At 56.5% G+C, this 13,921-nt stretch carries 10 protein-coding genes; 6 read left to right on the top strand and 4 right to left on the bottom strand.

All coding sequences use genetic code 11. The annotated features are described in order from the left end of the window. Positions 1 to 4: 4 nt before the first annotated feature. Together ssuC and ssuB are read left to right on the top strand one after the other, a co-directional pair. Positions 5 to 796, top strand: coding sequence for an aliphatic sulfonate ABC transporter permease SsuC (gene ssuC / locus AS136_RS05515; protein WP_016160580.1), 792 nt, complete (start codon positions 5 to 7; stop codon positions 794 to 796). Next, positions 793 to 1,566, top strand: coding sequence for an aliphatic sulfonates ABC transporter ATP-binding protein (ssuB, locus tag AS136_RS05510; RefSeq protein WP_016160579.1), 774 nt, complete (start codon positions 793 to 795; stop codon positions 1,564 to 1,566). Before ssuC ends, ssuB begins: the two co-directional genes overlap by 4 nt. Positions 1,567 to 1,663: 97 nt before the next feature. Here ssuB and pepN read toward each other — a convergent pair whose 3' ends face one another. Next, positions 1,664 to 4,279, bottom strand: a complete 2,616-nt coding sequence (gene pepN / locus AS136_RS05505; protein WP_008805875.1) for an aminopeptidase N — start codon at positions 4,277 to 4,279, stop codon at positions 1,664 to 1,666. Positions 4,280 to 4,605: 326 nt separating this feature from the next. On the opposite strand from pepN, the gene pncB reads away from it, so the two are divergent. The 4 genes from pncB to AS136_RS05485 all read left to right on the top strand — a co-directional run bounded on the left by pncB (position 4,606) and on the right by AS136_RS05485 (position 10,423). Then, on the top strand, positions 4,606 to 5,808 hold the full coding sequence (gene pncB / locus AS136_RS05500; protein ID WP_012968615.1) for a nicotinate phosphoribosyltransferase: 1,203 nt from the start codon (positions 4,606 to 4,608) through the stop codon (positions 5,806 to 5,808). Positions 5,809 to 5,973: 165 nt separating this feature from the next. After that, entirely contained in the window at positions 5,974 to 7,374 is a 1,401-nt protein-coding gene (gene asnS, locus AS136_RS05495; protein ID WP_012542310.1) for an asparagine--tRNA ligase, read from the top strand. Between the two features lie 591 nt (positions 7,375 to 7,965). Next, positions 7,966 to 9,045, top strand: coding sequence for a porin OmpK35 (gene ompK35 / locus AS136_RS05490; protein WP_008805872.1), 1,080 nt, complete (start codon positions 7,966 to 7,968; stop codon positions 9,043 to 9,045). A 187-nt stretch (positions 9,046 to 9,232) separates the two neighbouring features. Further along, positions 9,233 to 10,423 carry an amino acid aminotransferase gene (locus AS136_RS05485; RefSeq protein ID WP_023322285.1) on the top strand — a complete coding sequence of 397 codons (1,191 nt, stop codon included), beginning with the start codon at positions 9,233 to 9,235 and terminating at the stop codon, positions 10,421 to 10,423. 76 nt (positions 10,424 to 10,499) lie between these two features. On the opposite strand, the gene AS136_RS05480 is transcribed toward AS136_RS05485, so the two are convergent. The 3 genes from AS136_RS05480 to ldtD all read right to left on the bottom strand — a co-directional run bounded on the left by AS136_RS05480 (position 10,500) and on the right by ldtD (position 13,806). After that, positions 10,500 to 11,147 (bottom strand): MBL fold metallo-hydrolase, encoded by a 648-nt coding sequence (locus tag AS136_RS05480; protein ID WP_008805870.1) that lies wholly within the window; start codon positions 11,145 to 11,147, stop codon positions 10,500 to 10,502. A gap of 13 nt (positions 11,148 to 11,160) precedes the next feature. Then, the gene (locus AS136_RS05475; protein ID WP_004201403.1) at positions 11,161 to 11,712 is read right to left on the bottom strand and encodes a YcbK family protein; all 552 of its coding nucleotides are present in this window, start codon (positions 11,710 to 11,712) and stop codon (positions 11,161 to 11,163) included. Positions 11,713 to 12,015: 303 nt separating this feature from the next. Then, entirely contained in the window at positions 12,016 to 13,806 is a 1,791-nt protein-coding gene (gene ldtD, locus AS136_RS05470) for a L,D-transpeptidase (protein ID WP_012542312.1), read from the bottom strand. Positions 13,807 to 13,921: the final 115 nt, after the last annotated feature.

Genomic DNA, 13,921 nt, shown 5'->3' with positions numbered 1-13,921 from the left:
ACTGATGGCAAAATCAACCCATCCCCTGTTGTTACGCCTCGCCCCCTGGCTGCTGCCGGTGGGGACGGTCATTATCTGGCAGCTGGCCTCGTCCGTCGGCTGGCTCTCGACGCGGGTGCTTCCCTCGCCGGAGGGGGTATTGAAAGCGTTCTGGACGCTCTCGGCCAGCGGTGAGCTGTGGCAGCATCTGGCCATCAGCTCGTGGCGGGCGCTGGTCGGCTTCGCCATCGGCGGCTCCATCGGGCTGGTGCTCGGCCTGATCAGCGGCCTGTCACGCTGGGGCGAGCGTCTGCTGGACACCTCGATCCAGATGCTGCGCAATGTCCCGCATCTGGCGCTGATCCCGCTGGTAATTCTGTGGTTCGGCATCGACGAGACCGCCAAGATCTTCCTTGTGTCGCTGGGCACCCTGTTCCCGATCTATATCAACACATGGCATGGGATCCGTAATATCGACCGTGGGCTGGTAGAGATGGCGCGCAGCTATGGTTTATCCGGCTTCGCGCTGTTCCGTCACGTGATTTTACCCGGCGCCCTGCCCTCAATTATGGTCGGCGTGCGTTTCGCTCTTGGCCTGATGTGGCTGACGCTTATTGTCGCTGAAACCATCTCGGCGAATGCCGGTATCGGTTATCTGGCGATGAATGCGCGTGAATTTCTACAAACCGACGTGGTGGTGGTCGCCATCATTCTTTACGCCATCCTTGGCAAACTGGCCGATGTCTGCGCCCAGCTGCTGGAACGGCTCTGGCTGCGCTGGAACCCGGCGTATCATCTTCAGGAGGCTAACGCATGAACACTGCCCGTCTGACCCCAGGTATCCCGCTGCTGCTGAACGGGGTGACGAAACGCTATGGCGATAACACTATTCTTAACGAGCTGGATCTGCATATTCCCAGCGGCCAGTTTGTGGCGGTGGTGGGCCGCAGCGGCGGCGGCAAGAGTACCCTGCTGCGCCTGCTGGCGGGTCTGGAAAAACCGAACGCTGGAGAGCTGCTGGCGGGCGCGACACCCCTGGCGGCGATCCAGGACGACACCCGGATGATGTTTCAGGATGCGCGCCTGCTGCCGTGGAAAACGGTGATTGATAACGTCGGGCTGGGGTTAAAAGGCGCCTGGCGCGACGCCGCCCTACAGGCATTGGCCAGCGTCGGACTCGAGAGCCGTGCGCAGGAGTGGCCGGCGGCGCTGTCAGGTGGGCAAAAGCAGCGCGTTGCGCTGGCCCGCGCGCTGATCCATCGCCCGCGCCTGCTGCTGCTGGACGAGCCGCTGGGAGCGCTGGACGCCCTCACCCGTCTGGAGATGCAGGAGCTGATCGTCTCCCTGTGGCAGGAGCATGGTTTTACGGTCCTGCTGGTGACGCACGACGTCAGTGAAGCGGTGGCCATGGCCGACCGGGTGCTGTTAATTGAAGAGAAGAAAATTGGCCTCGATTTGAACGTGGATATTCCGCGACCGCGGCGCACCGGGTCGGCGAAGCTGGCCGAGCTGGAGGCAGAGGTGCTGGATCGGGTGATGAAACGCGGCAAGAGCGAGAGCGCACCGCGTTTGTTTAGTCATGGCTAACTAACGTCCCCGGCCCGCGCTTCGCTCGGCCGGGCTACCAAATCGCACAGCGCTGTAGCCCCGGTAAGCGAGAGCGCAACCGGGGATTTTGCCACCGTTACGCCAGCGCCTTACTGATTTTCTCGAACAGATCGCCGGAGAGATTCTCCAGCCCCTTTAACTGCTCCAGCGCAGCGCGCATCAGCGCCTGTCGCTTCTCATCATAACGCTTCAGACGAATCAACGGCTCAATAAGACGCGACGCCACCTGCGGGTTGCGCTGGTTAAGTTCGGTCAGCATCTCCACCAGGAACTGGTAGCCGCTGCCGTCTTCAGCATGGAACGCCGCCGGGTTGCTGCTGGCGAAAGCGCCGATTAACGACCGCACACGGTTCGGGTTGCTCATGCTGAATGAACGGTGATTCAGCAGACCACGCACTGTTTCCACCACATTGGCCGCCGGGCTGGTGGACTGCAGGATAAACCACTTATCCATCACCAGACCGTCCTGATGCCATTTATCGTCATACTCCTGCATCAGCGCATCGCGGCTCGGCAGCTCGGCGGCAACCGCTGCCGACAGCGCAGCCAGCGCGTCGGTCATGTTATCCGCCTGGTGATACTGCGCCGACACCAGTTTATCGCCCAGCGTTGGCTCCGCAAACGCCAGATAGCGCAGGCAGGTATTGCGCAGGGCACGCTTACCAATATCGGCGTGCTCCACACGGTAGCTGTCGAGTTTATTGGCGTGATAAACCGCGAGGAATTCGTCCGCCAGTTCGTTCGCCAGAGTGCGGGTGAGCGCTTCGCGCACGGTGGCGATGGCGATTGGATCGATAATGGCGAACATCTCGGCGATTTCGTTGGCCGACGGCAGGGTTAAGATCTCGGCGGCCAGCGCCGGGTCAATCTTCTCGTCCAGCAGGATGGCGCGGAAGGCGTCCGCCACGTGTACCGGCAGCGACAGCGGCTGTCCCTGCTGATGACGGTTGACGTTCAGCTTGATGTAGGTCGCGAGCAGGCTCTGCGCCGCATCCCAGCGCGAGAAATCATTCCGCGCATGGCGCATCAGGAAGGTGAGCTGCTGATCGCTCCACTTATATTCCAGTTTCACTGGTGCTGAAAATTCGCACAGCAGCGCCGGCACCGGCTGGAAATAGACGTTATCGAAGACGAAAGTCTGCTCGGCCTGAGTTACATTGAGCACCGGGTGCAGCGGATGGCCGCCCTTCTGCAGGGGGATCACCTTGCCTTCGTTATCGTACAGCTCAATGGCAAACGGGATATGCAACGGCTGCTTCTCGGCCTGCTCAGCGGTCGGCGGCGTACGCTGGCTGATGGTCAGCGTGTACTGCTCGGTTTCCGGGTTGTAGTCGTCATGCACGGTGACGATTGGCGTACCGGACTGGCTGTACCAGCGGCGGAAGTGTGACAGATCGACGTTAGAGGCATCCTCCATCGCCTGGACGAAATCATCGCAGGTCGCGGCGCTGCCGTCATGGCGTTCAAAGTACAGCTGCATCCCTTTCTGGAAGTTTTCTTCACCCAGCAGGGTGTGCAGCATGCGGATCACTTCGGCACCCTTTTCATAAACCGTCAGGGTGTAGAAGTTGTTCATTTCGATAACCATATCCGGGCGGATCGGGTGCGCCATCGGGCTGGCGTCTTCAGCAAACTGCAACCCGCGCATGGTGCGCACATTGTTGATGCGGTTAACCGCCCGTGAGCCGAGGTCGGAGCTGAACTCCTGATCGCGGAACACGGTCAGCCCTTCTTTCAGGCTGAGCTGGAACCAGTCGCGGCAGGTGACGCGGTTGCCGGTCCAGTTATGGAAATACTCATGACCAATCACCCGCTCGATATCAAGATAGTCTTTATCGGTGGCGGTATCGGTACGGGCCAGGACATATTTGGAGTTAAAGACGTTGAGTCCTTTGTTCTCCATCGCGCCCATATTAAAGAAGTCGACGGCGACAATCATATAGATGTCGAGGTCATACTCGAGGCCAAAGCGCTCCTCATCCCATTTCATGGAATTTTTCAGCGAGGTCATTGCCCACGGCGCGCGGTCGAGATTGCCGCGATCGACGTACAGCTCCAGCGCCACTTCACGACCGGAGCGAGTGGTAAAGGTGTCACGCAGGACGTCAAAATCACCGGCCACCAGCGCAAACAGGTAGCACGGTTTCGGGAACGGATCCTGCCACTGTACCCAGTGACGGCCATTCTCCAGCTCTCCCTGCGCCATGCGGTTGCCGTTGGAGAGCAGGAACGGGTATTTCGCTTTGTCGGCGATGATTTTGGTGGTAAACCGCGCCAGCACGTCCGGGCGGTCCAGGTACCAGGTAATATGGCGGAAACCTTCCGCTTCGCACTGAGTACACAGCGCTTCGCCTGACTGATACAAGCCTTCCAGCGCGGTGTTCGCCGCCGGGCTGATCTCATTGACGATGGTCAGGGTGAAATGCTCCGGCAGACCGCCGATCACCAGCTGATTGTTTTCTTCTTTATAGTCACTCCACGGCTGGCCGTTCACTTGCAGCGCGATCAGGGTCAGATCTTCGCCGTCGAGGCGCAATGGCACATCAGACGCAGCCGCGTGGCGGGAGACCTTGCTCTCGGCCGTAACGACGGTTTTTGCGGCATCCAGGTCAAAGGTCAAATCGATATCGCTAATCAGATACTCCGGCGCACGATAGTCGTGGCGGTATTTGGCTTGGGGCTGTTGTGTCATAAAAAACCTTTCGCATCTTGGGTAAAGTGTCGTCCCAGTCTATTCCCGTTGTGTCAATCGCGCTATGCAGAATCTTCATCTTTTCAATGTGAAACACGAAAACCGCTACATTTTGTTAACACGCGCGGCACGAAATGCCCTCGACCCGACGCAAAGCTTGTGGTGTGATCCATGTTCAATATATTAAACTAGGCCTCGCAAATGACCGTCAGCGTCGCCATCGCTCGCCATCGCGGGACAGAGCCGGGTAATAAAGGTATACTCCGCCTCCTTTTTTCGCGTTGGTTTGGATGGAACGCTCCAGTGAGAGGATGCTACTGCGCACCATGACACAATTCACTTCTCCTGTACTGCACTCGCTGCTTGATACGGATGCCTACAAGCTGCACATGCAGCAGGCTGTCTTCCACCGCTACGGCGATGTGCATGTGGCGGCGGAGTTTCGCTGCCGCGGAGACGACCTTCTCGGCATTTATGCCGACGCGATCCGCGAGCAGGTGGAGTCCATGCGCGACCTGAGACTGCGGGATGATGAATATCACTGGTTGTCCACCCTTCCCTTTTTCCGCCAGGATTATCTCGACTGGCTGCGCGATTTTCGCTATGACCCGCGCCAGGTCACGGTCAGCAATGACAACGGCAAGCTGAACATTCGCCTTACCGGCCCGTGGCGTGAAGCCATCATGTGGGAAGTCCCGCTGCTGGCGGTGATAAGCGAGCTGGTCCATCGCTATCGTTCACCAGAAATGGGCGTCGATCAGGCGCTGAACACGCTGGAACATAAGCTAGGCGACTTCGCCAGCATGACCGCTGGCCTCGATATGCGCGCCTTCCGCCTGATGGACTTCGGCACCCGCCGTCGTTTTTCACGCGAAGTGCAAGAGGCCATTGTGCAACGTCTGCAGCAGGAGCCGTGGTTTGTCGGCACCAGCAATTACGATCTGGCTCGTCGTTTACATTTAGCCCCGATGGGCACCCAGGCGCACGAATGGTTCCAGGCCCACCAGCAGATCAGCCCGAACCTCGCCAGCAGCCAGCGGGCGGCCCTTGCCGCCTGGCTGGAAGAGTATCCCGACCAGCTGGGCATCGCGCTGACCGACTGCATCACCATGGATGCGTTCCTGCGCGATTTTGGTCCGGAATTCGCTACCCGCTATCAGGGTTTGCGCCATGACTCCGGCGACCCGGTGGAATGGGGTGAAAAAGCCATCGCCCATTATCAGAAGCTGGGCATCGATCCGCTGAGCAAAGTGCTGGTCTTCTCCGATAATCTCGATCTCGCCAAAGCGGTCGATTTGTATCGCCACTTCGCCTCGCGGGTGAAATTGAGCTTTGGTATCGGCACCCGTTTAACCTGCGATCTGCCGCAGGTTAAACCGCTCAATATCGTGATTAAGCTGGTGGAATGTAACGGCAAACCGGTGGCGAAACTCTCCGACAGCCCGGGAAAAACCATCTGCCACGATAAGGCCTTCGTCCGCGCCCTGCGCGAGGCGTTCGACCTGCCGCCGATTAAAAAGGCGAGCTAATTCCCCTAAGGAGCCTTTCAGGCTCCTTTTTCTTTATTATTTATTGCCGAATTATCCGCTTATGATGCGAAATCTACTTGTCTGATGGAAGATGACAGGTAACATAGATATCCCCCCGCTGTAGGGGGAAGAGACTTTTTTATTGGACTACATAGAGAGATTATTATGAGCGTTGTGCCTGTAGCCGACGTACTCCAGGGCCGCGTTGCCGTTGACAGCGAAGTCACGGTCCGCGGATGGGTGCGTACCCGCCGAGATTCTAAAGCTGGCTTTTCATTCCTCGCCGTCTATGACGGTTCCTGCTTTGATCCTGTACAGGCCGTTATTAATAATTCTCTGCCCAATTACAATCAGGAAGTGCTGCGTCTGACCACCGGTTGCTCGGTGATTGTCACCGGTAAAGTCGTGGCTTCCCAGGGCCAGGGTCAAAGCTTTGAGATCCAGGCGACCAGCGTGGAAGTCACCGGCTGGGTGGAAGACCCGGACACCTACCCGATGGCGGCCAAGCGCCACAGCATCGAGTATCTGCGTGAAGTAGCGCACCTGCGTCCGCGCACCAACCTGATTGGCGCGGTAGCTCGCGTGCGTCATACCCTGGCGCAGGCGCTGCACCGATTCTTCGACGAACAGGGCTTCTTCTGGGTTTCCACCCCGCTGATCACCGCTTCCGATACCGAAGGCGCCGGCGAAATGTTCCGCGTGTCGACGCTGGATCTGGAAAACCTGCCGCGTAACGATCAGGGCAAAGTCGACTTCGATAAAGACTTCTTTGGTAAAGAGTCGTTCCTGACCGTATCCGGCCAGCTGAACGGCGAGACCTATGCCTGCGCACTGTCGAAAATCTACACCTTCGGCCCAACCTTCCGCGCCGAAAACTCCAACACCAGCCGCCACCTGGCGGAGTTCTGGATGCTGGAGCCGGAAGTCGCCTTCGCGAGCCTGAACGATGTTGCTGGTCTGGCGGAAGCGATGCTCAAGTACGTCTTTAAGGCGGTACTGGAAGAGCGTGCGGATGACATGCAGTTCTTCGCCGAGCGCGTAGACAAAGACGCTATCGACCGTCTGCAGCGTTTCGTCTCCGCTGATTTTGCTCAGGTGGATTACACCGATGCCGTCACTATCCTGGAAAACTGCGGCAAGCAGTTTGAGAACCCGGTTTACTGGGGCGTGGATCTCTCCTCCGAGCACGAGCGTTATCTGGCTGAAGAACACTTCAAAGCGCCGGTCGTGGTGAAAAACTATCCGAAAGACATTAAGGCCTTCTACATGCGCCTTAACGAAGACGGTAAAACCGTCGCGGCAATGGACGTGCTGGCGCCGGGCATCGGCGAGATCATCGGTGGTTCCCAGCGTGAGGAGCGTCTCGACGTGCTGGACGCGCGTATGGCAGAGATGGGGCTCAACAAAGAAGACTACTGGTGGTATCGCGACCTGCGCCGCTACGGCACCGTACCGCACTCCGGCTTCGGTCTGGGCTTCGAACGTCTGATCGCTTACGTCACCGGCGTGCAGAACGTCCGCGATGTCATTCCGTTCCCGCGTACCCCGCGCAACGCGACATTCTAAATTTTTCTGACATAAACCTGAAAGGCCAGCGCAAGCTGGCCTTTTTTTATGTCAATTACTGTTAGCAAAATTCAACAAACTTAAACATCAAGGCCTGGAAATCACATTTATGTTACGCACTGTTTCGGTGCACACCGGTGATGCAGATCGCACTTTATGTTCATATCAGAGCAAAACCCCTGATAAATTTGCTCATTTTTTAACCATGCGCCGCACGTCTTGCCAAGACAGAGGCTGAATAAAAAGAAGACGAATTCAACACATAAAATGAACGAATTGCCGCTTATCCAAATTAATCATAAATAATTCATATAGATAGATAAGCAATGACGTTTTACCTCATCAGGTGGAACGGAATTTTGATTAAGTTCACAAAGTTCCCCAAAATACACACTTAGTTACATGATTTTTCGTTTTGTTACTCATATGAGATATTCGTAGCATTTTCCGGCTAGCGAAACGTTGTCGCGGATGGAAAGATGCCTTCAGACACCAAACTCTCATCAATGGTTCTGTAAGTTTTTATTGACAGAACTTATTGACGGCAGTGGCACGTGTTCATATAAAAAATATTAATGAGGGTAATAAATAATGATGAAGCGCAATATTCTGGCAGTGGTGATCCCTGCCCTGCTGGTAGCCGGTGCAGCCAACGCTGCAGAAATCTATAACAAAAACGGCAACAAACTGGACTTCTATGGGAAAATGGTCGGCGAGCACGTCTGGACCACCAATGGCGACACCAGCAGCGACGATACCACCTATGCCCGTATCGGCCTGAAAGGCGAAACTCAGATCAACGATCAGCTGACCGGTTACGGCCAGTGGGAATACAACATGGATGCGTCCAATGTTGAAGGTTCCCAGCCGACGAAAACCCGTCTGGCGTTCGCGGGTCTGAAAGCGGGCGAATACGGTTCATTCGACTACGGCCGTAACTACGGCGCGATCTACGACGTCGAAGCAGCAACCGATATGCTGGTTGAATGGGGCGGCGACGGCTGGAACTACACCGACAACTACATGACCGGCCGTACCAACGGCGTGGCAACCTACCGTAACTCTGACTTCTTTGGTCTGGTTGACGGCCTGAGCTTCGCGCTGCAGTACCAGGGTAAAAACGACCACGACCGTGCGGTTCGCAAGCAGAATGGCGACGGCTTCAGCACCGCAGCCACTTACGCGTTCGACAACGGTATCGCACTGTCTGCAGGCTACTCCGGCTCCAACCGTAGCGTCGATCAGAAAGCTGACGGCAATGGCGACAAAGCCGAAGCCTGGGCAACCTCTGCAAAATATGACGCCAACAACGTCTATGCAGCGGTCATGTACTCTCAGACCTACAACATGACTCCGGAAGAAGATAACCACTTCGCGGGCAAAACCCAGAACTTTGAAGCTGTCGTACAGTATCAGTTCGACTTCGGCCTGCGTCCGTCCATCGGTTACGTGCAGACCAAAGGTAAAGACCTGCAGTCACGTGCTGGCTTCTCCGGCGGCGATGCGGATCTGGTTAAATACATCGAAGTGGGTACCTGGTACTACTTCAACAAGAACATGAACGTCTACGCTGCGTATAAATTCAACCAGCTGGACGACAACGATTACACCAAAGCGGCTGGCGTAGCCACCGACGACCAGGCGGCCGTGGGTATCGTTTACCAGTTCTAATCTGCAGTACACCCCTTCGTGATATGCCTTCAAAGCAGGACTTCGGTCCTGCTTTTCTGTATTCGTGAGGCAAAGATCGTATCTTTCGAAAACCTTCTCGCTTTTTGTCGCAAACGGTTGGCAATTCGTTATTCTCCCGTTAACCTGATAGCGGATTTCCCTTCAGTAATCACAATGGAACCTCGTCATGTTTGAGAACATTACCGCCGCCCCAGCCGACCCGATTTTAGGTCTGGCCGATCTGTTTCGTGCCGATGACCGCCCTGAAAAAATTAACCTCGGAATTGGTGTTTACAAGGATGAAACCGGTAAAACACCCGTTCTGACCAGCGTCAAGAAAGCAGAGCAGTACCTGCTGGAAAATGAAACGACTAAAAACTATCTGGGCATCGATGGTATTCCTGAATTTGGTCGCTGCACTCAGGAGCTGCTGTTCGGTAAAGGCAATGCGATTATCGCTGATAAACGCGCCCGCACTGCGCAGACCCCTGGCGGTACTGGCGCTCTGCGTGTCGCAGCTGACTTCCTCGCCAAAAACACCGACGTGAAACGCGTGTGGGTGAGCAACCCAAGCTGGCCGAACCACAAGAGCGTGTTTACCTCTGCCGGGCTGGAAGTGCGCGAATATACCTACTACGACGCCGCTAACCATGCGCTGGACTTTGATGGTCTGCTGGCCAGCCTGAACGAAGCCCAGCCCGGCGACGTGGTGCTGTTCCACGGCTGCTGCCACAACCCGACCGGTATCGATCCGACGCTCGACCAGTGGCAGCAGCTGGCTCAGCTGTCAGTGGAAAAAGGCTGGCTCCCGCTGTTTGATTTCGCCTACCAGGGCTTTGCCCGCGGTCTGGAAGAAGATGCTGAAGGTCTGCGCGCCTTTGCTGCGCTGCACAAAGAGCTGCTGGTCGCCAGCTCCTACTCGAAAAACTTTGGCCTGTACAACGAGCGCGTCGGCGCCTGCACGCTGGTCGCCGCCGATCAGGAGACCGTGGACCGCGCATTCAGTCAGATGAAATCGGTGATCCGCGCCAACTACTCCAACCCGCCTGCGCATGGCGCCTCCGTGGTCGCCACCATTCTGAGCAACGATGCGCTGCGTGCGATCTGGGAGCAGGAGCTGACCGATATGCGCCAGCGCATCCAGCGTATGCGCCTGCTGTTCGTCAATACCCTGCAGGAGAAAGGCGCGAGCCGCGACTTCAGCTTTATCAGCCAGCAGAACGGCATGTTCTCATTCAGCGGCCTGACTAAAGAGCAGGTGCTGCGCCTGCGTGAAGAGTTCGCCATCTATGCGGTTGCTTCCGGACGTATCAACGTGGCCGGGATGACGCCTGACAATATGGCGCCGCTGTGCGAAGCCATCGTCGCAGTACTGTAAGCGACAGCGTGCTCTAAGCGAGATAAAAGAAAAAGGCCGCGAATGCGGCCTTTTTTATGTGTTCGCGTCATGTCTGTTACCAGACCGGCATCTCATCCTGCAGGAACGGGTTGTTACGACGTTCCTCACCCAGCGTCGACAGCGGACCATGGCCGGGAATAAAGGTCACGTCATCGCCCAGCGGCAACAGCTTATCCTTAATGGCCGCAATCAACTGTCCATGGTCGCCGCGTGGAAAATCGCTGCGCCCCACCCCGCCTTTAAAAATCACGTCTCCGGAAATGAGCAATCGGGAAGCGTCATCAAAGAAGACCACGTGACCCGGCGTATGGCCCGGACAGTGCAGTACCTGCAGCGCCACATTCCCTACATTGACCACATCGCCTTCATTGAGCCAGCGATCCGGACGCAGCGGCTGGCAATCCTCCAGGCCGAACATCCGGCTTTGCGCCGGCAATCCTTCCAGCCAGAACTCATCTTCTTTTTCCGGACCAATAACCGGTACGCCATAATGCTGCGCCAGTTCCGCAGCGGCGCCGACGTGATCGAGATGGCCATGCGTCAGCAGGATCTGCATCAGCGTGACGCCCGCCTCCGCCACCACCGCTTTGATGCGTTCAGCATCGCCGCCAGGATCGACCAGCGCCGCCAGGCGGGTTTGTTCGCACCAGATGAGAGAACAGTTCTGCGCGAACGCGGTAACCGGAATAATACGATAGTTCATGACGCTCCTTTCGTTACCAGTGCCTTACGGGACCGGTATCAATATGCACAAAGTTACTACGTGGGTAATATCCTACACCACCTGCGCGCATAGATAACGCCGCTTTGCGAATATTGCTTAACGAAATACCTTCAATATGGAAATCCATTGCCTGCCCCTTGGTGTGATAGCTGTGTTTTGCCACACCACGGCTTCGTGCGCGAAGCTCATCATTGGTATCGAGGGAACGATAACCAGAAATAAGCTGGACAGGTTTGTTAGTGCCAAGCAATCCCTGCAACCGATAAAGATGATCGAACAGATTTGGATCGATGGACTTAATTTTATTCGCGCGGTAATCACGGAAAAAATGATTAAGTCTTGCTAATTCATCCTGAATATAGCCTCTGCCATCGAAAAACTCCGCCTTGAGCGATTCACCGGTATGCAGGTTATTCAGCGTCAAAATACGCGGACGGGGGGTCGAGAGGGTGGCAAATGCCGGCGCAGGGAGAATGGCGGCAGCACCCAGCGCAGCACCACCCAACGCCAGCAATCTGCGGCGATTAGCGTCAAATTTGTCCATGATAATCAGGTCTACAGTCAATGAATCGTTATATACTTTTTCCGCATCGCGCGAGGCTAACCGCCAGCTCGCCATCGCTCGCCACAGCCGTGATGCTTTCCGGCAAAGGAGAGCGTTCGCGCTGACCGCGCTACGCATTGAGCGGAATGATATGTATATGCACTTCTGGCGCACGAAAGGCACCTTACCGGGCATTATTGCCAACGTCAAGGCAGCCTCACCCCAGGAAAATCGGGCGCTGCAGAGGAGCAGCGCCCTTTTTTACCCAGTGCTAGGACAACAAAATTCATTGAACTACTTCATTTACCTGATTAATTGTTCAGCTTTCGTCAGAATTTGTGCACTGGATCGCGCGGTGAGATCGTAATTGTAAATATCTGTTCGATATTGTGTACGTCCATCAGCGTCCACAAAAGCCGTTAAGTAATATAAATTCACCGGTATATTTTGCCGAATATTGACATAGCGCGTGTCCCCTTGCTTCAGGGCATCGGAAATACGCGTGTCGTTCCAGCCCGCGTCCTGCAGCAACATATTGGCCAGCTCCGAGGCCTTATTGACGCGTACGCAGCCGGAGCTGAGCGCGCGAACATCTTTCTGGAACAGATTATGGTTCGGCGTATCGTGCAGATAAATAGCATCTGAACTCGGCATATTAAACTTGTAGCGGCCCAGTGAGTTACGCGCTCCAGGCGCCTGCTGAAAACGGAACGGTAAATTATTCTCGGTGATGGTCGACCAGTCGACCCGATAAGGATCGATGGTCTCTTTACTGTTCCAGCCGCGCATCACGGTGTAGCCATGCTGCTCCAGATAGCCTGGATTGTTACGCACCTTCGGCAGGATATCTTTGCGCGCCAGCGTCGGCGGCACGTTCCACGGTGGATTGACCACCACGTTGTTCAGCGCGCTGCTCATCATTGGCGTTTTGCGGTCCGGACGCCCGACGATCACCCGCGAGGCCAGCACCTGGCTGCCATCCTGGTAATAGACCAGCGAGAAAGCGGGAATATTCACCATAATGCCGGTCGACAGTTTGCCCGGCAGCAGGCGTAAACGCTGAATATTCAAGGCGAGCACCCCCGCACGCTGCGCGGAAGAGACGTTGAGCCAGTCGCGGGTGGACTGGCCAATGACGCCATCCGCACCCAGCCCCTGCATGGCCTGAAAGCGCTTAACCCCCTCCACCAGCTGGCGATCGTACACGCCGCGCGCCGCGGGTTTGCTCTTTTTCTTCGCCGACGGGCTCACCACATCGCCGGGCAGAACGATATTGGCGGTATTGTCCAGCATCCCGGTACGCTGGAGGATCTCGCGCAGGGCACCGATATCATTGCTCCATTCGCCGGGGCGCAGCGAGCCGCTACCGGTCATCTGCGGCCACGGGCGAGAATCAGCCACCAGCGCCAACAACGACTGGTGCATGGCCTCATACTGCGGATGATGCGGCGCCAGGCCAGCGATAAACGCCGGCAGGGAGCCATTGTCCAGCGCCAGCTGCCACTGGTTAATCACCGATAGCGGCGGGGTCGCCATCTTGTACGGCGTCGAGCTATATAGCCAGCGGGTCCCCTGGGTGGGGATGCCGCTGATAAAGTGCAGATAGCCCATCATGGCATCCGACAACACCACATCGCGCGCCATGCCGCTGACGGCGGGATCGGTCAGCAGGCTGACCCAGGTGGTAAACTGCGGCTGAAAACCGGCGATGGCGATCTCCGCCAGCTGCTGCTGGAACGCCTGCACCGCCTCGCGGTTCTCCCACATCGGTTTCATATCCCTGGCGGCGTACAGCGACACCAGCGGATTGATAAAGACAGGTTTGTACCCTGCCGGCAACAGCGCCTCGATCTGGGCGCGACTGTTTGCCGCCGCCTCCATCGACAGCGGCTGCTCACCGGCCAGCTTCGCGACCGCCGGCGATTGCCCATCGCTTTGCGTCAGCGCGACGGAAAGCTCTCCAGGCGTAGCGGAGCTATCACCAGGTACGACTTCAGGCTCTGCGGCCTGGACATTGAACAGCGGAGCAAATGCCAGTGCCAGGCTCAGGCTGAGCGCTGACAATGGACGACCATACCGTTTCTTTAGCAACATCCCTTGCCCCCTGTTGTCACACATTGCCGCCCACAAATTAGTGGGCTTTATCACAGTATATAAAGACGGAAAGGCTTTTGCCTTACCTAATGTAAAGAAGCTTAAAGATTATACC

The sequence above is a fragment of the Klebsiella sp. D5A genome, from assembly GCF_001620885.1.
Lineage (GTDB): Bacteria > Pseudomonadota > Gammaproteobacteria > Enterobacterales > Enterobacteriaceae > Klebsiella > Klebsiella variicola.
Note: the sequence above shows the minus strand (reverse complement) of the source record. Positions and strands in the feature narration are given on the sequence as shown.

What these genes read in the sequence shown, in the direction of transcription:
- ssuB (WP_016160579.1), top strand. Translation starts at nt 793, where the DNA reads ATGAACACTGCCCGTCTGACCCCAGGTATCCCGCTGCTGCTGAACGGG.
- pepN (WP_008805875.1), bottom strand. Translation starts at nt 4,279, where the DNA reads ATGACACAACAGCCCCAAGCCAAATACCGCCACGACTATCGTGCGCCG.
- asnS (WP_012542310.1), top strand. Translation starts at nt 5,974, where the DNA reads ATGAGCGTTGTGCCTGTAGCCGACGTACTCCAGGGCCGCGTTGCCGTT.
- AS136_RS05475 (WP_004201403.1), bottom strand. Translation starts at nt 11,712, where the DNA reads ATGGACAAATTTGACGCTAATCGCCGCAGATTGCTGGCGTTGGGTGGT.
- ompK35 (WP_008805872.1), top strand. Translation starts at nt 7,966, where the DNA reads ATGATGAAGCGCAATATTCTGGCAGTGGTGATCCCTGCCCTGCTGGTA.
- AS136_RS05480 (WP_008805870.1), bottom strand. Translation starts at nt 11,147, where the DNA reads ATGAACTATCGTATTATTCCGGTTACCGCGTTCGCGCAGAACTGTTCT.
- ldtD (WP_012542312.1), bottom strand. Translation starts at nt 13,806, where the DNA reads ATGTTGCTAAAGAAACGGTATGGTCGTCCATTGTCAGCGCTCAGCCTG.
- ssuC (WP_016160580.1), top strand. Translation starts at nt 5, where the DNA reads ATGGCAAAATCAACCCATCCCCTGTTGTTACGCCTCGCCCCCTGGCTG.
- AS136_RS05485 (WP_023322285.1), top strand. Translation starts at nt 9,233, where the DNA reads ATGTTTGAGAACATTACCGCCGCCCCAGCCGACCCGATTTTAGGTCTG.
- pncB (WP_012968615.1), top strand. Translation starts at nt 4,606, where the DNA reads ATGACACAATTCACTTCTCCTGTACTGCACTCGCTGCTTGATACGGAT.